The sequence below is a fragment of the Novosphingobium sediminis genome (assembly GCF_007991615.1).
In the GTDB taxonomy this organism is placed as follows: Bacteria; Pseudomonadota; Alphaproteobacteria; order Sphingomonadales; family Sphingomonadaceae; genus Novosphingobium; species Novosphingobium sediminis.
This window is the reverse complement of the sequence record NZ_BJYR01000005.1, coordinates 85,690-109,986: the sequence shown is the minus strand read 5'-3', so window position 1 is coordinate 109,986 and position 24,297 is coordinate 85,690. Positions and strand designations below refer to the sequence as shown.

23 protein-coding genes are annotated in these 24,297 nt (G+C 65.4%); 11 read left to right on the top strand and 12 right to left on the bottom strand.

Going from position 1 to position 24,297, the window contains the following annotated elements; genetic code table 11:
* Window positions 1-42: 42 nt before the first annotated feature.
* From rlmN to NSE01_RS03745, 5 genes are read right to left on the bottom strand one after another with little or no spacing between them, the layout of a single operon-like run.
* Complete coding sequence (gene rlmN / locus NSE01_RS03765) at window positions 43-1,308, bottom strand: dual-specificity RNA methyltransferase RlmN (RefSeq protein WP_147158289.1); 1,266 nt, start codon at window positions 1,306-1,308, stop codon at window positions 43-45.
* 33 nt (window positions 1,309-1,341) lie between these two features.
* Window positions 1,342-1,824: a hypothetical protein gene (locus NSE01_RS03760; protein WP_147158288.1), complete on the bottom strand. Its 483-nt coding sequence runs from the start codon at window positions 1,822-1,824 to the stop codon at window positions 1,342-1,344.
* Window positions 1,821-2,024, bottom strand: a complete 204-nt coding sequence (locus tag NSE01_RS03755; protein WP_147158287.1) for a hypothetical protein — start codon at window positions 2,022-2,024, stop codon at window positions 1,821-1,823. The genes NSE01_RS03760 and NSE01_RS03755 overlap by 4 nt, the downstream gene beginning before the upstream one ends.
* Window positions 2,024-2,206, bottom strand: coding sequence for a DUF4169 family protein (locus NSE01_RS03750; protein WP_147158286.1), 183 nt, complete (start codon window positions 2,204-2,206; stop codon window positions 2,024-2,026). Before NSE01_RS03750 ends, NSE01_RS03755 begins: the two co-directional genes overlap by 1 nt.
* Window positions 2,206-2,835, bottom strand: coding sequence for a histidine phosphatase family protein (locus NSE01_RS03745; protein WP_147158285.1), 630 nt, complete (start codon window positions 2,833-2,835; stop codon window positions 2,206-2,208). The genes NSE01_RS03750 and NSE01_RS03745 overlap by 1 nt, the downstream gene beginning before the upstream one ends.
* A 151-nt stretch (window positions 2,836-2,986) precedes the next feature.
* On the opposite strand from NSE01_RS03745, the gene NSE01_RS03740 reads away from it, so the two are divergent.
* Entirely contained in the window at window positions 2,987-4,981 is a 1,995-nt protein-coding gene (locus tag NSE01_RS03740) for a serine hydrolase domain-containing protein (RefSeq protein ID WP_218033241.1), read from the top strand.
* Between the two features lie 89 nt (window positions 4,982-5,070).
* Entirely contained in the window at window positions 5,071-5,544 is a 474-nt protein-coding gene (locus NSE01_RS03735) for a TspO/MBR family protein (RefSeq protein WP_218033240.1), read from the top strand.
* A gap of 9 nt (window positions 5,545-5,553) precedes the next feature.
* Here the strand turns inward: NSE01_RS03735 and NSE01_RS03730 are convergent, their stop codons facing one another.
* Complete coding sequence (locus NSE01_RS03730; protein ID WP_147158284.1) at window positions 5,554-6,039, bottom strand: GreA/GreB family elongation factor; 486 nt, start codon at window positions 6,037-6,039, stop codon at window positions 5,554-5,556.
* Between the two features lie 95 nt (window positions 6,040-6,134).
* Here NSE01_RS03730 and NSE01_RS03725 point away from each other — a divergent pair, with 95 nt between their 5' ends.
* Window positions 6,135-6,338, top strand: coding sequence for a hypothetical protein (locus NSE01_RS03725; protein ID WP_147158283.1), 204 nt, complete (start codon window positions 6,135-6,137; stop codon window positions 6,336-6,338).
* A 51-nt stretch (window positions 6,339-6,389) separates the two neighbouring features.
* Here the strand turns inward: NSE01_RS03725 and NSE01_RS03720 are convergent, their stop codons facing one another.
* Entirely contained in the window at window positions 6,390-8,405 is a 2,016-nt protein-coding gene (locus NSE01_RS03720) for a lytic transglycosylase domain-containing protein (RefSeq protein ID WP_147158282.1), read from the bottom strand.
* 92 nt (window positions 8,406-8,497) lie between these two features.
* Between NSE01_RS03720 and dapA the strand changes: the two genes are divergently transcribed.
* Window positions 8,498-9,379 (top strand): 4-hydroxy-tetrahydrodipicolinate synthase, encoded by an 882-nt coding sequence (gene dapA, locus NSE01_RS03715; RefSeq protein WP_147158281.1) that lies wholly within the window; start codon window positions 8,498-8,500, stop codon window positions 9,377-9,379.
* Between the two features lie 150 nt (window positions 9,380-9,529).
* Here dapA and NSE01_RS03710 read toward each other — a convergent pair whose 3' ends face one another.
* The 3 genes from NSE01_RS03710 to NSE01_RS03700 form a co-directional block, all read right to left on the bottom strand.
* On the bottom strand, window positions 9,530-10,861 hold the full coding sequence (locus NSE01_RS03710) for an aldehyde dehydrogenase family protein (RefSeq protein WP_147158280.1): 1,332 nt from the start codon (window positions 10,859-10,861) through the stop codon (window positions 9,530-9,532).
* A gap of 115 nt (window positions 10,862-10,976) precedes the next feature.
* Window positions 10,977-11,759: a 3-hydroxybutyrate dehydrogenase gene (locus tag NSE01_RS03705; RefSeq protein ID WP_147158279.1), complete on the bottom strand. Its 783-nt coding sequence runs from the start codon at window positions 11,757-11,759 to the stop codon at window positions 10,977-10,979.
* A 21-nt stretch (window positions 11,760-11,780) separates the two neighbouring features.
* A complete protein-coding gene (locus NSE01_RS03700; RefSeq protein WP_147158278.1) occupies window positions 11,781-12,875 on the bottom strand; it encodes a patatin-like phospholipase family protein in 1,095 nt (364 codons plus the stop codon).
* A gap of 209 nt (window positions 12,876-13,084) precedes the next feature.
* Here NSE01_RS03700 and smpB point away from each other — a divergent pair, with 209 nt between their 5' ends.
* Genes smpB through NSE01_RS03685 form a run of 3 tightly spaced genes read left to right on the top strand, consistent with a single transcriptional unit; the run spans window position 13,085 to window position 16,622 of the window.
* Window positions 13,085-13,567: an SsrA-binding protein SmpB gene (gene smpB, locus NSE01_RS03695; protein WP_147158277.1), complete on the top strand. Its 483-nt coding sequence runs from the start codon at window positions 13,085-13,087 to the stop codon at window positions 13,565-13,567.
* 20 nt (window positions 13,568-13,587) lie between these two features.
* Complete coding sequence (locus NSE01_RS03690; RefSeq protein WP_147158276.1) at window positions 13,588-14,145, top strand: DUF2062 domain-containing protein; 558 nt, start codon at window positions 13,588-13,590, stop codon at window positions 14,143-14,145.
* Window positions 14,142-16,622: a hybrid sensor histidine kinase/response regulator gene (locus NSE01_RS03685; protein WP_147158275.1), complete on the top strand. Its 2,481-nt coding sequence runs from the start codon at window positions 14,142-14,144 to the stop codon at window positions 16,620-16,622. The genes NSE01_RS03690 and NSE01_RS03685 overlap by 4 nt, the downstream gene beginning before the upstream one ends.
* Before the next feature lie 6 nt (window positions 16,623-16,628).
* On the opposite strand, the gene NSE01_RS03680 is transcribed toward NSE01_RS03685, so the two are convergent.
* A complete protein-coding gene (locus tag NSE01_RS03680; RefSeq protein WP_147158274.1) occupies window positions 16,629-17,627 on the bottom strand; it encodes an MBL fold metallo-hydrolase in 999 nt (332 codons plus the stop codon).
* A 341-nt stretch (window positions 17,628-17,968) separates the two neighbouring features.
* Here NSE01_RS03680 and recA point away from each other — a divergent pair, with 341 nt between their 5' ends.
* The 4 genes from recA to alaS all read left to right on the top strand — a co-directional run bounded on the left by recA (window position 17,969) and on the right by alaS (window position 23,518).
* The gene (gene recA, locus NSE01_RS03675) at window positions 17,969-19,039 is read left to right on the top strand and encodes a recombinase RecA (RefSeq protein ID WP_147158273.1); all 1,071 of its coding nucleotides are present in this window, start codon (window positions 17,969-17,971) and stop codon (window positions 19,037-19,039) included.
* 230 nt (window positions 19,040-19,269) lie between these two features.
* Window positions 19,270-19,896 carry a glutathione S-transferase family protein gene (locus tag NSE01_RS03670; protein ID WP_147158272.1) on the top strand — a complete coding sequence of 209 codons (627 nt, stop codon included), beginning with the start codon at window positions 19,270-19,272 and terminating at the stop codon, window positions 19,894-19,896.
* Between the two features lie 57 nt (window positions 19,897-19,953).
* Window positions 19,954-20,778 carry a class I SAM-dependent methyltransferase gene (locus NSE01_RS03665; RefSeq protein ID WP_147158271.1) on the top strand — a complete coding sequence of 275 codons (825 nt, stop codon included), beginning with the start codon at window positions 19,954-19,956 and terminating at the stop codon, window positions 20,776-20,778.
* 82 nt (window positions 20,779-20,860) lie between these two features.
* Window positions 20,861-23,518, top strand: a complete 2,658-nt coding sequence (gene alaS / locus NSE01_RS03660; RefSeq protein WP_147158270.1) for an alanine--tRNA ligase — start codon at window positions 20,861-20,863, stop codon at window positions 23,516-23,518.
* Between the two features lie 18 nt (window positions 23,519-23,536).
* Here alaS and NSE01_RS03655 read toward each other — a convergent pair whose 3' ends face one another.
* Window positions 23,537-24,295 carry a hypothetical protein gene (locus NSE01_RS03655; RefSeq protein WP_147158269.1) on the bottom strand — a complete coding sequence of 253 codons (759 nt, stop codon included), beginning with the start codon at window positions 24,293-24,295 and terminating at the stop codon, window positions 23,537-23,539.
* Window positions 24,296-24,297 lie beyond the last annotated feature (2 nt).

The window sequence follows — 24,297 nt, the reverse complement described above, 5'->3', positions numbered from 1 at the left end:
CACCTGATGTGCAAGGTCTAGGCAAAAGGAGGGAAGAAGCGGTTAACCCAGCGCGGCCTGCTTCTCTTCGAGGAGCCGGTCGACTTCGGCGCGGGACTTGCGTTCGGCCGCGGTCTTGAGCTGCCCGCAGGCGGCATCGATATCGCGGCCGCGCGGGGTGCGGACCGGGGCCGAAATACCTGCATCGAACACGATCTTGGCAAAGCTCTTGATGCGCTCGGGCGCCGAGCATTCGTAGGGCGCGCCGGGCCAGGGGTTGAACGGGATCAGGTTTACCTTGGCGGGCAGGCCATACTGCTTGATGAGGCGGACAAGTTCATGCGCATCGCTGTCGCGGTCGTTCTTGTCCTTGAGCATCACGTATTCGAAGGTGATACGACGGGCGTTCGAAGCGCCGGGATAATCGGCGCAGGCCTGCAGCAGTTCATCGATGCCGTACTTGCGGTTGATCGGCACGATCTCGTCGCGGACATCCTTGGTGACGGCGTGGAGCGAGACCGCGAGGTTGACGCCGATTTCCTCTCCGGCGCGGGCCATCATCGGGACGACGCCGCTGGTCGAGAGCGTGATGCGGCGCTTGGAAAGGGCGAGGCCATCGCCGTCCATCACCACCTTGAGCGCATCGCGGACGTGGTCGAAATTGTAGAGCGGCTCGCCCATGCCCATCATCACGATGTTGGTCAGCAGCCGGCCATCGGGCGTGTAGTCCGAGGCCTCGTCGTCTTCCGTGTCGTCAAAATCGAGGCCAGCCATCGAGCCGCGCGGCCATTCGCCCAGCACATCGCGCGCGAGCATGACCTGCCCGACGATCTCGCCTGGCGTCAGATTGCGCACGAGGCGCATCGTGCCGGTGTGGCAGAAGCGGCAGTTGAGCGTGCAGCCGACCTGGCTCGAGACGCAGAGCGTGCCGCGCGTGGCATCAGGAATGAACACCATTTCGAAATCGTGGTTGTCTGCCGTGCGCAGCAGCCATTTGCGGGTGCCATCGTTGGAAACCTGCGCCTCGACCACTTCGGGGCGCCCGATCACGAAGCGCTCTGCGAGCCACGGGCGCATCGTCTTGGCGATATCGGTCATCGCCTCGAATTCGGTCACGCCGCGGTGGTAGAGCCAGTGAAACACCTGCTTGGCGCGCAGCTTGGCGGCCTTGGCATCGAGGCCAGCCTGCTCGAAGACTGCGGTGATCTGCTTGCGGCTGAGGCCAATGAGGTCAACGCGGCCATCGGCGCGCGGCGTCACCTCACGCGGGACGGGGACGGGATCGATCAGTCCCGGGATCGGCATCGGCTGAATTTGCATCGCGCGCATATAGGGGCAAGCGCGCCGCCGTGCAAACCGCCCCTAGTTTTGCGCGCAGCCGAGCAGGGCCGCGTCCATCGCTGAGGCTGCGCCGGCGAGTGTGTAGGTGTCGGTGAAGTTCCGCCCTGTGCCGCGCGCGGTGATGCTCATGCTGGAAGCCGACCGCATGGCGGCGACGACAGCGGCGTCCATGCGCTTGTCCGCAGCCCAGGCGTCGGCGGCTCCGGCAACAAGCTGGAAGCGCTGGCCGCCGATGGAAAGCGTGACGGTGCTGCCCGGGCCGATCTTGCGCGAGAGCCGAACATGGATCTCCCCGCGCGCGCCGCGGCGTGGCCAGTTGCCGACGGTGAAATAGGGCTGGAGTTCGTTGGCCCGGCCTACGACCTTGTCGGCCATCGCGATGGCATAGCAGCGCGGAACGCCGGCATCGGAAAACGCGCCCCAGTTGTTCCAGATACCGAGGCTGTCGCGCGCGGTGGCGGGGCTGGCGACCAGCAGCGCTGCGGCGAGAAGTGCGCGTCTCACGGATCGATCAGATCAAGATAGGCGACGACGTCGTTGTCGGTCGCGATGAACAAATCGCCCTGGATCTCATCCGGTTGCTGCGCGGCGAGGGCCAGCGCTTCGGCGAGCGTGCCATAGAGCAGCGTTTGCGCTGCGCCGCCTTCGGGGCCGTCGCTGAGGTGGTAGAGCCGGACACTGGCGCTTTCGTGCGTGGTGCGCATCAGTCGTGACTGTCCCGCTTGGCGCCATCGAGGAGGCGCGCGGCGCGCACATTCTCTGCCTTGGTGGCATCGCGTTCGGCGCTGGTGCGGCCGTGGGCAGCGCGGTTGGCGGCGGCTTCGGCCTCCTTGCTGCGGCGCGTGGCGGCCTTGCGGGCGAGGCGGAGGTTGACGATCTCGCCCATCAGGCGTGCTCGCTGCCTCGCTCAGAGCCGAACAGCACTGTTTCGCTGCCATCCTGCACCAGCGAAATCGAGCCCTGCACCAGCGAGGGCGCGATCGGGGCGCCGAGATCGGGGTGGACGGGGTGGCCTGCCATCATCCCGCGCAGCACGCGGCTGGAAATGCCATGCATGACAACAACGTGGTCGCCCGGCGCATCGCCCACTTCAGAGAGCCAGTTGGCGAGGCGCGCGGCGATCATCGGATAGTCCTCGCCGTCGGGCGCGGGGCGCAGCAGATGATCGGCAATGACGATGGGGCCGACTTCCGCTTCGACATCGTCGTAAAGCCGGCCGCACCACGAACCCATGTCGATCTCCTTGAGATCATGGGTGCGCCTGGCGGCGAACCAGTCGATCCCGAGTTCGTGCGCGATCATTGCCGCCGTCTGAAGTGCGCGGCCGGTTTCGGAGACGTGGAGCGTGACTGCAGGAGATGGGCCGAGCGCCGCGCGCAGCGCCGCGCCCATCGCATGGGCCTGCTGGACGCCGAGCGCGGTAAGCGGCGTGTGGATGTGGTTCGCCTGAAGGCGGCGAGCGGCATTATAGACCGTTTCGCCGTGGCGCATGATGAAGAAACGAGGGCTGGCCATGGCGCGCGTGATAGCGGGATGAGTGGCGGAAAGCGAGGGGTGGGAAGCGGATCATCCGCTTGAGCGGGGGTAGTTCCCGAGCCCCTCCATCGCACCCTTGGCACCCGGCTTCGAGCGGTGCATTCTCATGCTGCAAGGTGGGAGAAGTCCGATGCGCAAGTTGTGGTTGGCCGGGATGCTGGCGGGGCTTTCAGCGGCAGCATTGGCTGCACCGGCGTTGGCGGATACGCCGCCTGCGGCCATCGCCGCGCCGAGTGATGCCACCACGACCGCGCCCGGAGGCAGCACGGTGCTGCTACCCGCCGGCTGGACCGCCACAACCGCCGCCAAGGTCCTGACCCTCCGCACGCCTGAGCCAGACCTCAAGGTCGTGATCGTAGATGTTGGCGCGGCTGCCGATGCCAAGGCGGCAGCTGCGGCAGCATGGGCTGTCTATGCCCCAACTCGGGCACATCCGTTCAAGCTGCTGACGGCGCGGCCGCCGCGCAATGGCTGGGAAGAAGCGGCCGTCATCGACTATGAAACCTCTCCAGCCGAGCATCTTGCGCAGACCGCCATCGCGCGGCGGCTCGGCACCGCGTGGACCGTCCTCATCATCGATGGCAGCGAAGCGACATTGGAAAAGCGCGCCGGGGCGGTGGGGCAGATCGTTCCGAGCCTGCGCCCGGCTGGTTATGCGCGCGAGAGCTTTGCGGGCAAGACCGCGAACCCGCTTGATCCGGCGCGCGTGCAGCAGCTGATCGACTTCGTGAAGCGCAATGCCGAGGCGATGCATATCCCCGGCGTGGGCCTTGCGCTCTACTCGGGCGGCAAGATCGTCTACGAAGGCGGGGTTGGCGTGAAGGAGCTGGGCAAGCCCGATCCGGTCGACGCGCATACCCGCTTCATGATCGCCTCCAACACCAAGAGCATGGCGACGTTGCTGCTCGCCGAACTGGTCAGCGAGGGGAAGCTGCGCTGGGATCAGCCGGTCACCGAGGTGTACCCCGCGTTCCGGCTGGGCAGCGATGCAACGACGAAATCGGTGCAGATCCGCCACCTCGTCTGCGCCTGCACCGGCCTGCCGCGCAAGGACATGGAGTGGGTCTTCAACACGACCGCGCAGACCCCGGCTTCGGACACGTTCAGGCAGCTTGCGCTGACCGAGCCGACCAGCAAGTTCGGCGAGGCTTTTCAATATAATAACCTGATGGCTTCGGCGGCCGGCTACGTCGCTGCCCACCTCTATTACCCTGACATGGAACTGGGCGCGGCTTTCGACCGGGCGGTGAAGGAGCATGTCTGGCAGCCGCTGGGCATGGCCGATTCGACGATGGTGATGGATGAGGCTCTGGCTGCCGATCATGCATCCCCGCATGGCGACGATATCGATGGCAGGCCGGCTGTCGAACCGCAGGATCTCAACCGCGCGATCGCGCCGTTTCGGCCGGCAGGCGGGGCGTGGTCCTCGCCGCATGACATGATCCTCTACATGAAGAACGAGCTCGATCAGGGCGTGTTGCCAAGCGGCAAGCGGCTGCTCTCGGCAGAGGCATTGCTGGCGCGGCGCGCGCGTGGCGTGCCGGTGGGCGAGGACCATTGGTACGGCATGGGGCTTATGGAAGACGCCAGCACCGGCGTTTCGGTGATCCACCACGGCGGCGACCTTATGGGTTATCACAGCGAGATGTTCGCCATTCCTGCGGCGGGAGTGGCAGCGGTGATTCTGACCAATGCCGACAATGGGCCGTTTTTGCGCCGGGTGTTCCAGCGGCGGCTGCTCGAAGTGCTCTACGATGGCAAGCCGGAGGCGCAGGGGGATGCGGATGCCGTCGTCAAGCGGATCGCGGCGGAGCAGGCCGAGTTCCGGAGCAAGGTTCAGCTGCCGGGCGACACCGCGATCCTCGCATCGCTGGCTGCGCGCTATGGCAGCCCGGAGCTTGGGACGCTGCGGCTGGTCCTGGAAAAGGGCTATGTGCGCGGCTTCACCCCGGCGTGGAATTCGCTGATGACGACGCGGCGCAATGACGATGGCACCGTCTCGCTCGTCTCGATCGATCCGGGCTGGATCGGGGGCAATGAAATGCTGATCGGCGTGGCGAACGGCAAACGCACGCTGACCGTGCGCGATGGGCAGCACGTCTATGTGTTTACAGAGGTTTCCTGATGCAGGCAGGGCGGAAAGGACTGTTGCATCAGCCTCCGATCTGCCAAGGAGGAAGCCGCTTTCCTCCCGCTTGATCGGTAGCACCCCTCGTGATTTCGACACCAATTCTCGTTGCCGCTGGCGGTGCCATCGCGCTTGGCGTGGTGGGCGGGCTGATGACCCCGATCGGGCCCTGGTACGCGAACCTGCGAAAGCCGCGCCTGCAGCCGCCGAACTGGCTGTTCGGCCCGGCATGGACGGTGATCCTCGGCCTCGCGGCATGGTCTGCGGCGAGCGCGTGGGATGCGGCGGGGGATGATGCGGCGCGGACCAGCGTGGTGATCCTGTTCTGCACCAATGCGCTGTTCCACCTGCTGTGGAGCCCGTTGTTCTTCAAGCTGCGGCGACCCGATTGGGCGCTGATCGAGGTCGTGTTCCTGTGGGCCTCGCTGGTGGCGCTGGTGGTGGGGCTTTGGCCGATTTCCCCGTTCGCGGCGAAGCTGATCCTGCCCTATCTCGCGTGGGTGAGCTTTGCGGCCTGGCTGAACTGGGCGATCGTGCGGCTCAACGCGCCGTTTCGCTGATCTGCCCGGCTATTCTGCTGGGTAGCTGATCTCCATCACTTCCCATTCCTTCTCGCCTCCGGGGAGGCTGACCTTGCGCAGATCCCCCACGCGGGCGCCGCGCAAGGCGCGGGCAATCGGCGCGCTCCAGCCGATGCGGCGGGCAGAGGCATCCTGTTCATCGTCGCCGACGAGGGTAAGCACCATCCGGGCGTCGTCCTCGTCGGCAATTTCGATGGTGGCGCCGAAGAGCACGCGGGTCTTGTCCGGCTGGCGGGCAGGATCGATCACGCGCGCGGCTTTCATGCGCTTGGCGAGGAAGTTCAGCTCGCGGTCGATCTCGCGCATGCGCTTGCGGCCGTAAAGGTAGTCGCCGTTCTCCGAGCGATCACCATTGCCCGCCGCCCAGCTCACGATCTCGACGATGGCGGGGCGTTCTGTGCCAAGCAGGTGATCGTAGCGGGCGCGCAGTGCGGCCAAGCCGGCGGGGGTGATCGGGTTGCCATCAGGTTGCATTGTTGATCGTCTAGCCGGGGATGGAGCAGCTTGGAAGGTTGCCCCGGTGCGGAGGGGGGCTTAGGGCGGGGCATCATATTGCCGACGAGGAATTTATGGCCAAGACCATCGCGCTGACGCTGACTGAAGACGAACTCGAAATCCTGGTGGACGCGCTGGAAGCGGACCTTGAAGGCTATGCCGAGGCGATCGAGGAAGCCAAGGCCGACAACAACAAGGAAGACGTGGAGACGTTCAAGCTCGCCGCGCTCAACATCCAGAAGCTGCTTGCGCGGCTGCAGGACATGTTGCCCGAGTAAGGAAGGCGCTGGCACGCCTATCCCCGGCCCCTCCCGCAGGCGGGAGGGGTGTCAGCCCGGCGTCGGCTTGCCGAGGAAGTGGCTGAGCGGATTGGGGCCGTTGTAGCTGGCCTTGTCCGGATACATCGCTTCGTAGACGACGGCGTTTTCCATCACGCGCTGGACGTAATTGCGCGTCTCGGACAGCGGGATGCGCTCGATCCAGTCGATCCAGCCGGGGCCTCCCGCGCGGGGATCGCCGTTTGCGCGCAGCCACTTGTTCACGTTGCCCGCGCCCGCGTTGTAGGCGGCGACGGCCAGCGGATAGCTGCCGTTGAAGTAGCTCAGCAGGCGCTGGAAATAAGCGCCGCCGACCTGCAGGTTGAAGCCTGCATCATCAATCAGCGCGGTGCTGGAATAGGCAAGGCCCAGCTTGCCCGCCTGTTCGTTGGCGGTTGCGGGCATCAGTTGCATGAGGCCGCGCGCACCGGCGTGGCTCACCGCGTTCTGGGCAAACTGGCTTTCCTGTCGGGCGATGGCGTGGATCATCGTCCACGCATGTTCATAGCCGGGCGGCACCGGGATCACCGGGAACGCGATGTGCTGGAAATCGAGGTAGCCGCGCGCTTCGGCCGCTTGCCCGACGATCACGCCCAGATCGCGGCGGCCAAGTTCGCGCGCAAGATCTGCGACGAGGACGTGCTGGCTCTTGCTCTGCTGCTGGTTGCTGATCTCGCGGAAGAAGCGGATGGTCGTGCGCCAGTCCGCATCGCGCGCAGCCTCGCGCACGGCCTGTGTCAGCAGCGAGGCGTTGAAGCTGGCGCGTTCCTGCGGTGTCGGCTGGACATCGGCTTCGGCGGCGAAGCGCGGGACAGGCCTGCCCAGCCTTTCCAGCGCGAGGAGGCCGTAGAACTGATCCCCGTAGGCGGCGGCCATTTCAAAATAGCGCTGGGCTTCGGCTGCCTGCCCGCCTTGCGCGGCGGCGAGGCCAGCCCAGTAGAAGCCCTTGGAGCGTGTGCCCGGCGTACGTGCGGCCGAGCCATAGCGCCAGAACAGCGGTGCGGCATCGGCGCCGCTGTTAAGCTGGCGCAGCGCCTGCTGCCCGCCGAGCCACATCAGCGAGGTGTAATCATCGCGCAGGTCGTAGGCCATCTGGCTGACGTCTTCGCCGCGCGCGAAGGCATCGTCGATCCCGGCAGCGATACGATAGGCGGTGCGGGAATCGCCCACGGCAGCGGCACCGCGCGCATTGGCGAGCAGTTCGTCCACCCACTTTTCGCGAGTTAGTGGCGGGCGGGCCAGCAGCGGGCGATTGGCGATCAAGGCCTGCGCTGCCGCGCCGTTGCCCTGGCGGCGCAGTTGGCGCGCGCGGGACCAGATGAAGCCGGGGTCAGAGTTGAGCACGTCGATGCTCGTGCCTTCGGCAGCGGAATAAGGATCGAGGCCGATCAATGTAGCCTGCCGCGCGGCGAAGAGCCCGCGGCGCTGGGCGCTGACACGCGCCGTCTGGCGAGCGGCGGGGGAGGGGTTCCCGGCCCAGAGCAGCGCGTCCATTCGCGCGTCTTCGTCGTCCGGCGTGAAGGTGCTGCCCCATCCGGCGAGAATGGCTGCCTCGGCCGCCTCGCTCATCGCGCCGCCGCGCCATGCGGCACGTGCCATCGCATCGGCTTCGGGGCGGCCAAGCGCCTTGAGCGCGAGGGCATACTGCGCGCGGGCAGGATTGGTCAGCGACGGAACGCGGTCGAAAAAGGCGACCACGGTGCTTGCATCTGCACCCTGCCGATCAAGCGCGGCTTCGGCAGAGCGGCGCAGTTTTTCTTCTTCGGGAAAGCCGCGGTAGCTGAGGATGAAGCCCGAATAGTCGCTGAAGGCGAAACGATCCGAGGCGGTGAGCATCTGCCAGCGGTTGATTGCCTGTGCCAGCGGGCCTTGCCCTTGCGCAATCAGCTTGGCGCGCGCGGCGTCCCATGCGGTCGCGCCGGTATCCACATCGCTGGCGTGGCAGGCTGCCGAAGCGGCGAGCGCGGGCAGCAGTATGGCGCCCAGCAGCAGCTTTCGCAGCGTGACACTCATCTCCATGCTGGACATTCCGGCTTTCGTCTTCCTATCAGGCGCGTGATACGGCGATGATGTGAAGCGCCGCATAGACGCCTTGTGGCGCAGATCGAAGGGTAAAGTCCATGTTTTCCGGCTCCATTCCGGCTTTGGTGACGCCTTTTCGCGGCGGGGTGTTCGACGAGAAAGCGTTTCGCAAGTTGGTCGATTGGCAGATCGAGAACGGCTCTTCGGCGCTGGTTCCCTGCGGCACGACGGGCGAGGCATCGACGCTATCGAACGCCGAGCACCACCGCGTGATCGAAGTCTGCGTGGAGCAGGCGGCGGGCCGCGTGCCGGTGATTGCAGGCTGCGGCAGCAACGATACGATGAACGCGCACCTGCACATGACGTTCTCACGCAAGAGCGGCGCCAAGGCCGCGCTATGCGTCGCGCCCTACTACAACCGGCCGAGCCAGGCGGGCCTTCTCGCGCATTTCGGCTATCTGGCCGAGAACAACGATCTGCCGATCATTCTCTATAACGTGCCGGGCCGCACTGTGACCGACATCCTGCCCGAGACGGTGTGCGAACTTGCGCGCCGCTATCCGGACAAGATCGTCGGCATCAAGGATGCGAGCGGCGATCTCAGCCGCGTGACCGATCACCGCATGGGCATCGGCAAGCACTTCTGCCAGCTTTCGGGCGATGACGAACTCGCACTGCCCGCCAACGCCGCCGGCGCGGTGGGCTGCATCTCGGTCACGGCCAACGTCGCGCCGCGGCTTTGCGCCGATTTTCAGGCGGCCTGCGCTGCGGGTGACTTCGAAAAGGCGCGCGAGATCAACGATCTCCTCTATCCGCTGCACTACGCGATGTTCGAGGATGCCTCGCCGGGTCCGGTGAAGTACGCCCTCAGCCGCGTGCACGACTATCTCACCGACGAACTGCGCCTGCCGCTGGTGCCGTGCAGCGACAAGGCCCGCGCCGAGGTGGATGCGGCGCTGAAGCACGCGGGGCTGATCTAGAGCGGCCGCGTCCCGACCCGGTCCTACCTAACCCCGCTCACCCTGAGCTTGTCGAAGGGTGCTTGCGCAACGGTTGCGCCTGATGCTTCGACAAGCTCAGCATGAGCGGGGGGATATGGATTTTTGGGCTTCAGCGGGCAGACTCGTTCCTCACATATGCCGGTAGATCGCGCGTTCGTGGCTGAAGGCCTTGAAGCCGAAATAGCCATGATAGCTGCCCGTGCCGCTGGCGTTGACGCCGCCGAAGGGCAGGTGGTTTTCAAGGTAGTGCGAGAACACGCCGTTGATCGTCATGCCGCCCGATGAAGTGCGACTGATAACCTTCTCGATATTCGCCTCATCGTCCGAGTAGATATAAAGAGCCAGCGGCTTGTCGCGTTCGGCGATGTAGTCGATCGCCTGATCGATCGTCTCGTAATTCATCACCGGCAAGACGGGGGCGAAGATTTCCTCCTGCAGGATCTTCATCTGCGGGGTGACGCCGGTGAGCAACGTGGGGTGGATGGTGAGGTCACTCTCGTCCATCGTGCCGCCCACGGCGACGGTGGCGCCCTGCGCCACGGCATCATCGAACAGCGCCTTCACGCGCTTGAAGTTCGCCTCGTTGACGATCTGGGCGATGCTTTCCTTCCGGATCGCGCCAGTCTCGTCATAGAGGTTCTTGGCTACGGTGGCCCTGAAGCCGTCAACGAGCCGCGCCTGGCTCTCTTCACGCACGAAAACGTAGTCCGGGCTGATACAGGCCTGCCCGCCGTTGAACTGCTTGGCACCCGCAAGTTGCGCAGCGACCTTGTCGATATCGGCCCCTGCATCGAGGATGACCGGAGACTTGCCGCCAAGCTCGAGGGTGACACTGGCGAGGTGCTTTGCCGCGGCGGCCATGACGATCTTGCCGACGCGGGTGCTGCCGGTGAAGAAGATGTGGTTGAACGGCAGTCCGAGCAGCGCGGTGGCGACGCTGACATCGCCTTGGATGAGCGCGACTTCGCTTTCATCGAAGGCCTCGGCGATGATCTTTGCCGCGATCCTGGCGGTGGCAGGGCACAGATCAGTCAGCTTGACGATGGCGCAGTTGCCTGCCGCGACAGCAGCAGCGAGCGGCCCGAGCGCCAGGCCGAGCGGAAAGTTCCACGGGCCAAGAATCAGGCAGACCCCGCGCGCTTCATAGCGGATCTGCGCGCGGTCGTTCGGGTTGAGCGAAGGGGTGACTTCGGTCGGTGCCATCCACGCATCGAGATTGTCGATATTGCGCTGGATGTTGGCGGTGACGTTCATCACTTCGGTCACGCGGATCTCGCCCTCGGGCTTGCGCGTGTCTTCGAGAACAGCAGCGACGATGGCATCGGCATGGGCCTCGACCGCGGCCTTGAGGCCAGCCAGCTTGGCCTTGCGCACTTCGGCGCTGGAGGCCTTCACATTCCACTGGTTGGCCTGCTGAAGCGCGAAAATGCGGGCGAGGTCTGATGCGGTCGGGTTGGTCATGGTCGGTCTGGCCTACAAGGGGATGGGGGCAGTTATGCCATGCGAGATGGTCTAACCGCCCCCAGCCGTCAATGTAAGGTGACCTAACGGATCATCCTGTGCAACGCGAGGTGGTTTACCCCATCGACCACCCATGGCTCGCCACCAGCGACTGGCCGGTCAGCGCGTTGCTGGGGAAGGCGGCGAAGAAGAACGCGAGTTCGGCGATGTCTTCCACCGTGGTGAACTCGCCGTCGACGGTCTGGCCGAGCATGACCTTCTTGACCACCTCGTCCTCGCTGATCCCGAGTTCCTTGGCCTGTTCAGGAATCTGCTTGTCCACCAACGGCGTGCGGACGAAGCCCGGGCAGATCACGTTGGTGCGCACGCCCTTGGGGCCGGCTTCCTTGGCGACCGTGCGGCACAGGCCGAGGAGGCCGTGCTTTGCGGTGACATAGGCGCTCTTCAGCGGGCTGGCTTCCTTCGAGTGCACCGAGCCCATGTAGAGGATCGCGCCGGAGCCCTGTTTGTACATGTGCGGGATCACCGCCTTGGTGGTGAGGAAGGCGCCGTCGAGGTGGATCGCCAGCATCTTCTTCCAGTCGGCGAAGGCGAAGGCCTCGATCGGATTGACGATCTGGATGCCCGCGTTGGAGACGAGGATGTCGACCGTGCCCCAGGCCGCGACCACGGCGGCGACGCCCGTGTTGACCTGGCTCTCGTCGGTCACGTCCATGGCGACGGCCATTGCATCACCCCCGTGCTCGGCCGTGATGGCATCGGCGGCAGCCTGTGCGGCTTCGAGCTTCAAGTCGGCAATGGCGACCTTGGCGCCGGCCTTGGCATAGCGGTGGGCGATGGCGAGGCCGATGCCGCTGGCGGCGCCGGTGACGATGGCGATCTTGTTGCTGAGGTCCATGGGGAGGCTCCTTTTGAAATTTCAGGCGAGATCGAGGGTGACGATGCCGCAATCGTGGATCTGGCGCTGCTTCCAGCGCGGGCTGGCGAGCGAGCGTTCGACGTCGCTGCGGCCCGAGGCCCAGTGGCCCTCCACCGTGCCGCGCGAGAATTCGTAGTCCTTGCTGTGCGATTCGAAGGTTTCGCTGCGGTTGATCAGGTGGAGGATCGTTACCGGCCAATCGCAGGCGTGGCTGGTAAGTTCCATCAGATCGGGATCATTGCGCAATTCTTCGGGCAGACGCAGGGCAAGGCGGGCCGCAGCCGAGGTCATCGCCTCAAGCCGGGTTTGCAAGTCGGTGTTGAGCCGGGTGCGGCTGGAGAAGCGGATATCCTTCTCGCGCTGCATCGCCTCTGACAGCGAGCGCGGCATCATCCCGCGCGCGCTGAACAGATCTACCTGGAACACGAGCAGCGGCGAAGTACCGTCGCGCGTATCGAGCACGTACTGAAGCGGAGTGTTGGAGACGATGCCGCCATCCCAGTAGGGTTCACCGTCGATCATCACGGCGGGAAAGCCCGGCGGCAGCGCGCCGCTCGCCATGATGTGCTCGGGGCCGATCAGGCGTTCGCGGTTGTCGAAATAGGTGAAGTTGCCCGAGAGCACGTTCACTGCGCCGACGCTGAAGCGCATCGGGCCATTGTTGAGCAGATCGAAATCGACGAGTTCGAGCAAGGTCTCGCGCAGGGGCGCGGTGTCGTAGAGGCTGGTCGCCTCGGCTGAACCGGGGAGGGCGAGCCATGGCGGTGTCAGGCGCGGGGTGAAGAAGCCGGGGATGCCGGTCATGGCAACGACGCCGGCGGCGCCCTCGTTGAACAGGCGGCGGCCCCAGCCATCGGCGAAAGGCGAGGGGAACGGCAAGCGGGACGAGGCCTGTTCCCAGAACGCGCGCAAGGCCGCGAGGCGGCGTTCGGGCGGATTGCCGGCGATCAGCGCGGCATTGATCGCGCCGATGGAAATGCCGGCGACCCACGAAGGCTCGTGTCCGGAAGCGGCAAGCGCCTCGAAAACGCCGGCCTGATAGGCACCCAGCGCGCCGCCGCCCTGCAACACGAGCACGGCCGCCTCAGCGGGCATGGGAGCTGATGCGGGCTCTTGCGTGCTGGCCATCCTGCGCCGAATCCTTGCGTTGCGCCTGCCCGGCGCTTGGCCCTCCGTGCGCCTTTTGTGCGCTGCAGCGCGGGCTTGGCAAGTCCTGTTCGTGCCGGATCGGCAAAAGGTTATGCAGCGCGGCGCAGAGGCGCTCCCTTTTCTTTCCGGCGGCGGCAGCCTACATGGCGGTGACCATGGCCCGTCCCACTCCGCCTGCCTTCGACAAGAAGAAGATCGTCGCCGAAAACCGCCGCGCGCGCTTCGAGTATTTCATCGAGGACGTCTACGAGGCAGGCATCGCGCTGACCGGCACCGAAGTGAAATCGCTGCGTTTCGGCGAAGGCTCGATTGCAGAGAGCTATGCCGAAGTGAAGGACGGCGAGGTCTGGCTGGTCAATTCCAACGTGCCCGAATTCAGCCACGGCAACCGCTACAACCATGAACCCAAGCGGCCCCGCAAGCTGCTGCTGAAAGAGCGCGAGATTGCCCGCTTCCACGGGGCGGTTGAACGCAAGGGCATGACGCTGGTGCCGCTTTCGGTCTACTTCAACGGGCGCGGCCGGGCCAAGGTTGAACTCGCGCTCGCCAAGGGCAAGAACAACGCGGATAAGCGCGCGACGATCAAGGACCGCGACTGGCAGCGTGACAAGGCGCGCATCATGCGCGAGCATGGCTGATGGAGGATAGCGGCACGGGCATGAGAGGCGGCATTTCCGGCTGGGCGCGGCGGATGATCCCGACGCGCGAAACACTGGTGAAAAGCCGTTTCGTCCGCCCGCTTGCCGCCCGTCCCGAACTGTGGCGCTACAATCGACGCTCAGTGCCGCGCGGGATCGCGGTCGGGCTTTTCGTCGGTATCTTTGCAATGGTCCCGGGTGTGCAAATCGTCGGTGCGGCGCTGCTGTGCGTGCCGGTTCGCGGCAATGTCCCGCTGGCTGCGGGGGCGACGCTGCTTTCAAATCCTGCGACGACGCCGATGATCCTGCTCGCAGCGCTATGGCTGGGTAGCTTCCTCGGGCTTGATGCTGACCTCACCACGTTCCAGTCGCTGATCAACCGGAATGCGGGGCTTGGCGAGTGGGCCAACTGGCTGGTTTCGTCTGCCGCGCCTGCGCTCGTGCTGGGGCTGCTGGCGATTGCCGCGGTGTCCGCGGTGATCGGCTACATTGCCTCAATCGTGATCTGGCGCTGGTGGACCGGGCGGCGGAGACGGCTGCGGGTAAATCGCGCGCTCGGCGGAGCGCAGGGGGTATGAGCGTAAACACGCTGACGGTTGAGGCCGTGAATGCCAGCCCATCGCGCTGGCGGGAACGCCTTGTCGTGGCCTTGTCGGTCCTTGCGAGCGCGCTGCTGCTCTGGCTGGCTTCAGGGCAGGCGGTATCCGCACTTGCCTACGCGCTGGGCGTCGGCTGCCTCGCAATCGCGCTGAGCTTTGCGATCCGCCCACGTGAGGCGGCAGAGACGAGCGATTTCGCACCGCCGGACTGGTCGGTCACCCACGCCGCTATCGAGCGCGGCGATGAAGCCACCGCGATCATCGACCGCGCAGGTCGGTTGACCTGCGCCAACGCGCGGTTTGCCGAATGCTTTGGGATCGGTGCGGCGCCGCCGCGGCTTGGGCTCGAAGGGGTGGACAACGAGGCGCTCGAAGGCGCCGCGCGCGCCGCGTGGCGTGATGGCCGGGCCGAATATCAGCCGATCTCGGCCGGCGAGCGGGCTTGGCGGCTCGAAATAGAGCGGGCAGGGCGTGGGCAGGATTTCCTGATCTGGCGGTTTTCACCTGTCGTGCGCCGCGATCCGCTGCACGAAGTGATCGGCCATGTTCGCGGCAAAGTTGGTCAGGCGCTGGGGCGTGAGGGCATTCAGGTTGCTGCCGTGGCGCCCGACGGGCAGATTCACGCTGCCAACACACTATTCGCTGCGCGCGCGGTGGGCGACGCGGAGGCCGACGTCGCGGGTACGGATTTCGTAGGCTATTTCAGCGCCGACGAGCAGGAGCGCATCTACTACGCCCGCGAAGGCAACCGGGGCGCCTCGGTGCGCATGCTGCACGTACCGATTGCCGATCCGGAGGCCGTTGCGGCAAGTTCGGCGGCGGCGGACCCGGCTCAGACGGCCTCGCTGTTCCTCCTGATCGACAACCAGGGCGGGGTGGGCGACACCCGCACCGGCATACCGCAGATCGAGGCGCTGCTGGCGCGGCTGCCGCTCGGCCTTGCGATGACCGACCGCGACGGGCGCTTCCTGTTTGCCAACAAGGCCTTCCTGCGCGCCGCCGGGCACGACGAGAGCGGGCCGCCACCCTATCCGTCGGACCTCGTGATCCGCGAGGACAAGGGCGCGCTGGCCGATGCAGTGCGGCGCTTTGCCGGCGGCGGCGGTTCGGGCGATGTCGCAGTGCGGCTGCGTTCGGCGCCCGAGGATCCGGTTTCGCTCAGCCTTGCCGGCGTGCGCGGGCTGGGCGAGGGCGCGGTGATCCTCAGTCTCAAGGATTCGTCCGAGGAAACCCGCCTCAAGCGCGAGATCGCGCAGGCGACCAAGATGCAGGCGGTGGGGCAGCTTGCGGGCGGCGTGGCGCACGACTTCAACAACGTGCTCACCGCGATCATCGGCTACTGCGACCTCATGCTGATGCGCCATACGCCGGGTGACAGCGACTACGACGACATCCAGCAGATCCGCGCCAACTCAAACCGCGCGGCGAGCCTGACCCGGCAATTGCTGGCGTTCTCGCGCCAGCAGACGTTACGGCCCGAAGTGCTCCAACTGCCCGATGTGGTGGCGGAAATCTCCACGCTGCTGAAGCGGCTGCTGGGTGAGAAGATCCTGCTCGAAGTGACGCATGACCGAGGTCTCGGCCTTGTCCGTGCAGACCCGGTGCAGCTCGAACAGGTCCTGCTCAACCTTGCGGTCAATGCACGCGATGCGATGACCGGCAATGGCGGCTCCGGCGGCATACCCGCAACCAAGGGCGGCGGCGTGCTGCGGCTCAAGACCAGGCGGATCACTGCCGCCGACGTGCGCGCGATGAAGAGCGAGATCCTTCCCATCGGCGATTACACCGCGCTGATCGTGGAAGACACCGGCCACGGCATTCCCCCCGCTCAGATCGGGAAGATCTTCGAGCCGTTCTTCACCACCAAGGAAAAGGGCAAGGGCACCGGCCTCGGGCTCTCGACCGTCTACGGCATCGTCAAGCAATCGGGCGGGTTCATTTTTGCCGAGAGCGAAGTGGGCAAGGGCACGCGATTCTCGATCTACTTCCCGGTGCACGTGCCCGATGCAGCAGATGCCGAAGAGGCCGCCGCAGCAGCGACCGCAGCCAAGCTGCCGCCGAAGCGCAAGCAGTGGTCCGGCGGCGGGCGTGTGCTATTGGTTGAGGACGAGGACACCGTGCGCGCGGTGGCTGAGCGTGCGCTCGCGCGGCAGGGCTACGAGGTCACGACAGCCAGCGACGGTGAAGATGGGCTGGAAGCACTCGGCCGGGCAATCTCGGCGGGCGAGGAGTTCGATCTCGTCCTCTCAGACGTCGTCATGCCGAGCATGGACGGCCCCGCGATGGCACGCGAGATCCGTGCGCTGCGGCCCGAACTGCCCGTGCTGTTCATGTCAGGCTATGCCGAGGAGCAACTGCGGCGCGAGATCGACATTCCCAACATGTACTTCCTCGCCAAGCCCTTCAGCGTGGCGCAGATCTGCACGGCGGTCGAGGATGTGCTGAAGGCGCGCTGAGCCCGGTCAGGGCGCGGCGTCGAATTTCGGGATCGGTTTGTCCTTCCACGCCTTCGCCACCGATGCCAGGTTGTTGGCGTGGGCGTCGCGGTAGGGCCACCACAGGCTGACATCGCCGCGCTTTACCGCCGCATCGACGAAGTTTTCGAGCGGCTGCTTCTGGAAGTCTGCGTCATGCGAATGCTCGACTAGCGCGCGGATGTAGTCGCGCGTCGCGTCAAGGAAGCCGAGGCCATAGCCGCCTGACGCGATGACGGCCGGATTGCCGTGGTTGGGCAGGATCTTCGTGAAACCCCAGCCGCGCATTGTGCCGAGCGCCTTGTACTGCTCCGGCAGCGATTCCGGTTCAGCCACGAACGTCGCCGTGTCTTCCAGCGTGTCCCCCGCAAGAAGCAGCTTGTCGTCCGGCAACTCGATCACGAGGCCGTCGGCGGAATGGATGGCGACGGGATGAAGCTCTGCCTTCACACTGCCGATCATCAGCGTCACCACGCTGTCCGGCGCGATCCCGATGTTCGGCAGGATCAGCGGGCGGATTGCCGGCGGGCCCTCCTCAGTTCCTGCCTCGATCGCGGCGCGCTTTGCGGTCAGCTTTACGCGGGTCGCCTCGGTCGCGAAGCGCATGCTGTCGGCATACACAGCGTTGCCGCCGATGTGATCGAGGTGCCAATGGCTGGTCGCGAGGATGAAGCGGCGCACGCCTGCCTTGGTCAGCCAGTCGCGTACCCACTGCGCCGAACCTTGATCGGTGAAGGTGTCGTAGACGAGCGCCGTATCGCCATCATGGATTGCATAAGTCGCTACACCCACGAAGATCGCCCCGAGATCGGGCCAGTGGCGCGGCCCCGGTGGCACCGAGGCCTCGTCTGGCCGCCCCTGATAGAAGGCGGTGAGGTGATCGTTGATCGCAATGGCGCGGACGGCATGCGCGGCATCCTGAGCCGCAGCCGGCGCGGCCAGGCAAAGGCCGAGAGCGGCTAGCGCAGCGGATGGCATGGGCTTCATCTGGATTTCCCTCCGCAAGCCGGCAGCCGGCTATTGTGCAGTGCAGCAGAGCTTATCGGCCGTCGTGGTCCTGTCAACTGCGGCTCTCCCGGTGAGGATCTGGAGGCATGCGAATCATGCATCCCCAGAAAATTTTCGTTCCATTTGTGCAGGATCTGCCGCGACCGAGCGATTGATCGGCCGAAAAAGCAGGAAATTACTGAGGGATTTCCGCAGTGTGCACCGATTTCACGCCACTTTGGCAGGGAATAATGTTCCCCCCTTGTTCCAATGGAACAAACTGGGTACAAGGCTGGTGTTGACGGTTCATGTCAGCCATCTCTAGCAAAGGAAAGCAAGCCATGGCGGCGCAGTTGAAGCTTATCCAGGAAGGCAAAGACAAGGACATGGATCGTCAGAAAGCGCTCGATGCAGCGCTCGCACAGATCGACAAGGCATTCGGCAAGGGTTCGGCCATGCGGCTGGGCTCGAAGGAGACCATGCAGGTCGAGGCGATCTCGACCGGTTCGCTCGGGCTCGACATCGCGCTTGGCGTCGGCGGCCTGCCGCGCGGCCGCGTGATCGAGGTCTACGGGCCGGAAAGCTCGGGCAAGACCACCCTCGCGCTCCACGTGATTGCCGAGGCGCAGAAGACGGGCGGGACCGCAGCCTTCGTCGATGCGGAGCACGCGCTTGATCCGGTCTATGCCAAGAAGCTCGGCGTCAACATTGATGAACTGATCGTCTCGCAGCCCGATACGGGCGAGCAGGCGCTGGAAATCGTCGACACGCTGGTCCGCTCGAATGCGATTGACGTTCTGGTGGTCGATTCGGTCGCCGCGCTTGTTCCCCGTGCGGAAATCGAGGGCGAGATGGGCGATAGCCATGTTGGCCTTCAGGCGCGCCTCATGTCGCAGTCCCTGCGCAAGCTGACCGGCTCGATCAGCCGCTCGCGTTGCATGGTGATCTTCATCAACCAGCTGCGCATGAAGATCGGCGTGATGTACGGCAATCCGGAGACGACGACGGGCGGCAACGCCCTCAAGTTCTACGCTTCGGTCCGCCTCGATATCCGCCGCACCGGGCAGATCAAGGATCGCGACGATATCGTCGGCAACGCCACCCGCGTGAAGGTCGTCAAGAACAAGGTCGCCCCGCCGTTCAAGCAGGTCGAGTTCGATATCATGTACGGCGAGGGTATCTCGAAGATTGGCGAGATCCTCGATCTCGGCGTCAAGGCCGGGATCGTCGAAAAGTCGGGCGCCTGGTTCAGCTACGATTCAATCCGGATCGGGCAGGGCCGTGAAAACGCCAAGAACTACCTGCGCGAAAATCGTGAACTTTGCGACAAGTTGGAAGCCGCGATCCGCGGCCAGACCGACAAGGTCGCCGAAGGGCTGATGGTTGGTCCGGACGCGGACGACGACAACTGACCCTTCAGGCGGTGGGGGCATTTCTCTATCCCCCCGCACCCTGCCGCCAGTCCAAAGGCCGGCGCGTTCCCGGGAAGGAACGCGCCGGTTTTGGTTTGTTGGGGCAGGGGAGTTGCTGCGGGCAGCCCCTTGGAGCGCGATGGACTTGCGGCAGCCCTTGATCCTGCTTTCCTGCGCTGCTGAAAACACCTAGCCTGCCAGCAAGTACAATCCCCCGGGAAGGAAGCCTGATGTCGATCGTTCTCCATCACCTCAACAACAGCCGCTCGCAGCGCATTCTCTGGATGCTGGAGGAACTGGGCGTTCCCTATGAATTGAAGATCTACCAGCGCGACGCGGAAACCAATCTGGCACCGCCGGAGCTTAAGGCGGTGCATCCGCTCGGCAAGTCGCCGCTGCTCGAGGTCGATGGCCGGGTGATCGAGGAATCGGGCGCGATCGTGCAGTACCTGTGCGACAACTTCGGCGATGGAAAGTGGCAGCCAGCGCCGGGCACCGATGACGCGCTGCGCCACAACGAACTGATGCATTTCGCCGAGGGCTCGGCGATGACACCGATCCTGCTCAACCTCTATGTTTCGCGGTTGGGAGAGGCCGGCGCTCCGCTGCGCCCGCGTATCGATGAGCAACTCGCAGCCCATTTCGGCTACCTTGAACAGATCCTGCGGCCTTCGGGTCATTTCATCGGGGATGACTGGACCGGCGCGGATGTGATGCTGAGCTTCCCGGCCGAAGTCGTCGTGATGCAAGGCATGAGCGAGGCGTTCCCGAAACTCGCCGCGTTTGCCGCCGCCATCCACGCGCGGCCGGCCTGGCAGGCTGCACGCGCAAAGGGCGGGCCTTACTTTGCGACTTGACCGGTATGGCCGCAATAAGGCTTGCGGGGCCGGGCACCGATGCATAGCCTGCATGGCATGACGGGTGCACAAGAATGGCAAGGCCGGGTCGGCCAGAACTGGGCGGCTGAGTGGGAGCGCACTGACCGCAGCTTTGCCGCGCTCACGCCCCATCTCCTTGCCGCGATTGCGCGGGAGCCCGGCTCGCGGGTGATCGATGTGGGCTGCGGCGCGGGCGAACTGTCCATCGCCGTTGCCACGGCGCGGCCCGAGGCACGGGTTACCGGGGTGGACATCTCGGGCGAACTGGTCGAGGCGGCGCGCGGCCGCGCGGCTGGGCTGGCGAACCTGTCGTTCACGGTTGCGGATGCCTCCAGTTGGGAGGCAGATGGCGCGCAGCCCGATCTCTATGTCTCCCGCCACGGGGTGATGTTCTTCACTGATCCACCGGCTGCGTTTGCGCATCTGTCGGCCAAGGCCGCGCCGGGCGCACGCATGGTGTTTTCCTGCTTTCGCCCCGCAACGGAAAATCCGTGGGCGATGGACATCGCGCGGCTGCTGCCGCCAAGCAAACCTGTGCCAGCTGTCGATTTCCCGCCAGGACCGTTCGCGTTTGCAGATCCCGATCATGCCCGGCGCTGCCTGAAAGGTTGGCGCGACATCGAGTTCCAGCCGCTCGATTTCGCTTATGTCGCGGGTTCGGGCACCAACCCGGTGGCCGATGCGCTGTCATTCTTCAGCCGCATCGGACCCGCTGCTGCGGCGATCCGCACGCTGCCTGATCAGGCGCGCGCAGCCTTCGAGCGCGGGCTGCTCGAGCTTGTCCAATCGCGCTCCGTCGGCGGGCGGGTGTGCTTTCCGGCTGCTGCGTGGATGGTGACGGCCACCGCCGACAACACCTGAACCCATCCATGATGGGGACAAGCGGGCAGGAAGGGCCGAAACGTGCTTGTTCCGCGCCGAGCGCTCGCCTAATCGGCTTGTCATGACTTCGACGAACGAAATCCGCCGGTCCTTCCTCGACTACTTCGGTTCCGCCGGGCACGAGATCGTGCCTTCGGCGCCGCTGGTGCCGTACAACGACCCGACGCTGATGTTCACGAACGCGGGCATGGTCCCGTTCAAGAACGTGTTCACCGGGCTCGAGACGCGCTCGACCAAGCGGGCGACCTCCTCGCAGAAGTGCGTGCGCGCTGGCGGCAAGCATAACGATCTCGACAACGTGGGCTACACCGCGCGGCACCACACTTTCTTCGAGATGCTGGGGAATTTCTCATTCGGCGATTACTTCAAGGATCAGGCGATCACCCATGCCTGGACCCTGCTGACGCGCGAATGGGGGCTGCCCAAGGACAAGCTGCTCGTCACCGTCTACCACACCGACGACGAGGCGTTCGACCTGTGGAAGAAGATTGCCGGCCTTTCGGACGACCGCATCATCCGCATCCCGACTTCGGACAACTTCTGGTCGATGGGCGACACGGGCCCCTGCGGCCCGTGCTCGGAGATCTTCTACGATCACGGCGATCACATTTTCGGCGGGCCTCCGGGCTCGCCGGACGAGGACGGCGACCGCTTCATCGAGATCTGGAACCTCGTGTTCATGCAGTTCGAGCAGGCGGCTGACGGCACCCGCACGAACCTGCCGAGCCCGAGCATCGATACTGGCATGGGCATCGAGCGCATCGCCGCGGTGATGCAGGGCGAGCATGACAACTACGATACCGACACCTTCCGGGCGCTTATCGCGGCCTCGGAGAGCCTGACCAGCACCAAGGCCGAGGGCGACAGCCGCGCAAGCCACCGCGTGATCGCGGACCACCTGCGTTCTTCCAGCTTCCTTCTGGCAGACGGCGTGCTGCCCTCGAACGAGGGGCGCGGCTATGTTCTGCGCCGGATCATGCGCCGCGCGATGCGCCACGCACACCTGCTCGGCGCGAAGGAACCGCTGATGCACCGGCTGGTGGGTTCGCTCGTCACAGAAATGGGGCAGGCGTTTCCCGAGCTTGGCCGCGCACAGCCGCTGGTTGAAGAGACGCTGCTGCGCGAAGAAGTGCAGTTCCGCCGCACGCTGGCCAATGGCCTCAAGCTGCTCGACGAGGAAGCGGGCGATCTGGGTGAGGGCGACAGCCTGCCTGGCGCGACCGCGTTCAAGCTCTACGATACTTACGGCTTCCCCTATGACCTCACCGAGGACGCCCTTCGTGCGCGCGGCGTGAGTGTCGACCGGGCCGGGTTCGAAGCGGCGATGGCGCAGCAGAAGGCGGCAGCTCGCGCGGCATGGAAGGGCTCCGGCCAAACCGCCGACAGCGAAGTGTGGTTTGACATCGCCGAGCGCGAAGGCGCGACCGAGTTCACCGGCTACACCGCCAATGTCGGCGAAGGTGTGGTCGTTGCGCTGGTCAAGGACGGCAAGGAAGTGAGCGAGGCGGCGGCGGGCGAGACCGTTACCGTCATCACCAACCAGACCCCGTTCTACGGCGAGAGCGGCGGCCAGATGGGCGATGCCGGCACGATCAGCACCAACGAGGGCCTGAGGATCGCGGTTAGCGATACGGCTAAGCCGCTGGGCCGCCTCCATGCGCATCAGGGCACTGTGGAAGCAGGCGCGGTCAAGGTGGGTGATGCGGTGCAGCTCGCTATCGACGTCGCGCGCCGCGATGCGACGCGGGCGAACCACTCTGCAACGCACCTGCTGCACGAAGCGCTGCGCCGCCGTCTTGGCGCGCATGTCACGCAGAAGGGTTCGATGGTTTCGGCCGATCGGCTGCGGTTCGACTTCTCGCATCCGGCTGCTCTGACCGCCGATGACATCGCTGCGATCGAGGATGAAGTAAACGCCGAGATCCTCGCCAATGCGCCGGTGACGACGCGCCTGATGAGCCCGGAGGACGCGATTGCTGCGGGCGCGATGGCGCTGTTCGGCGAGAAGTATGGCGATGAAGTGCGCGTGCTCAGCATGGGCCGCGCTGCGGGCACACAGGCCTATTCGGTCGAACTTTGCGGCGGCACGCACGTGCGCGCACTGGGCGATATCGGCCTGCTGCGCGTGGTGAGCGAAAGTGCGGTCTCCTCTGGCGTGCGGCGTATCGAGGCGCTGACGGGCGCTGGTGCGCGTGCCTATCTCGTGGGCCGCGAAGAATCGCTGCGGCGCACTGCTGGCCTGCTGCGCTCCTCCCCCGACGAAGTTGAAGCGCGCGTGGCCGCGCTGGTCGACGAGCGGCGCAAGCTGGAGCGAGAACTCGCCGAGGCGAAGAAGGCGCTTGCACTGGCCGGCGCTTCGGGTGGCGGCGCTGCGGCGGCTCCGGCTGACGAGCAGGTTGGCGGCGTGACCTTCTCGGGTCAGGTGCTGGAAGGCATGGACCCCAAGGAACTGCGCGGGCTTCTCGATCAGGCCAAGGCACGCATGGGTTCGGGCGTGGCGGTGATCGTCGCAGTGAACGAGGGCAAGGCCAGCATCGCGGCAGCAGTGACCGAGGATCTGGTCGGCAAGCTCAGCGCAGTCGATCTGGTGCGTGCCGGTGTCGAGGCGCTGGGCGGCAAGGGCGGCGGCGGACGGCCCGACATGGCGCAAGGCGGCGGTCCGGATGGCAGCAAGGCGGCTGATGCCATTGCGGCGGCGAAGGGCGTGTTGGCGGGCTAGTCGGCGGCGCGCGGCGGCTCAGGATGCTGTCAGCAGCCAATCGGTGAAGTGAAGCCAAGTTACGGTTGAGGCGACAGGCGTACGCAGCAGTTCGCCCGCAACAAGCGCGCAAAGGCCGATAACCCATGCCGGGTGCGGGCGGCCGCGTGTTCGCCAATCGTGAACCATGCCTGCCACAATCACGATGTTCGACAGCATGACGGGCAGCAGCGTGGCATTCACCGGGAGCGGCGCCTGCATTCCGGGGCGCATCCCGGGCCCAAACCCCACGATCAAAGTGAAGAAGACACGCGCGAGTGCGGCTCCAAGCAACGATGCCGTTGCTACGAAGATCAGTCGTCTGTGCCAGTCGCTGCGGCGGACGTTGATCATGGCGAAGGTCATGCACACCGGAAAAGCGGCCATGGCGAACAATGGCACGATCAGAAACCGGCGCGCTGCATCGCCATAGACCGCCACTTCCTTGGCAAACCCGCGCACCGCGAGTGCGGTGCCGACTGCGACCATCATGCTCGCCACTGCAACCCCGAGCAGCCCCCATGCGCGGTGGTTGCGATAGCGGCGATGTTCGATCAGCCAGCTCTGTACCAAGAGCAGCAAGACCCAGGCCGAGAACAGCAGGCCATGGAGGTGCATCAGCGGTGTGCCGATGAACGTTCCGGCTGGCACTTGCAGCCAGTAGGTCGGGATGAAGCCGCCGATGCCGATCATCGCGCAGGCAGCGGCCAGCCAGACAAAGAAACGCGCGTCGCTGTCTTCTGCGGCGCTTCGGGACAAGG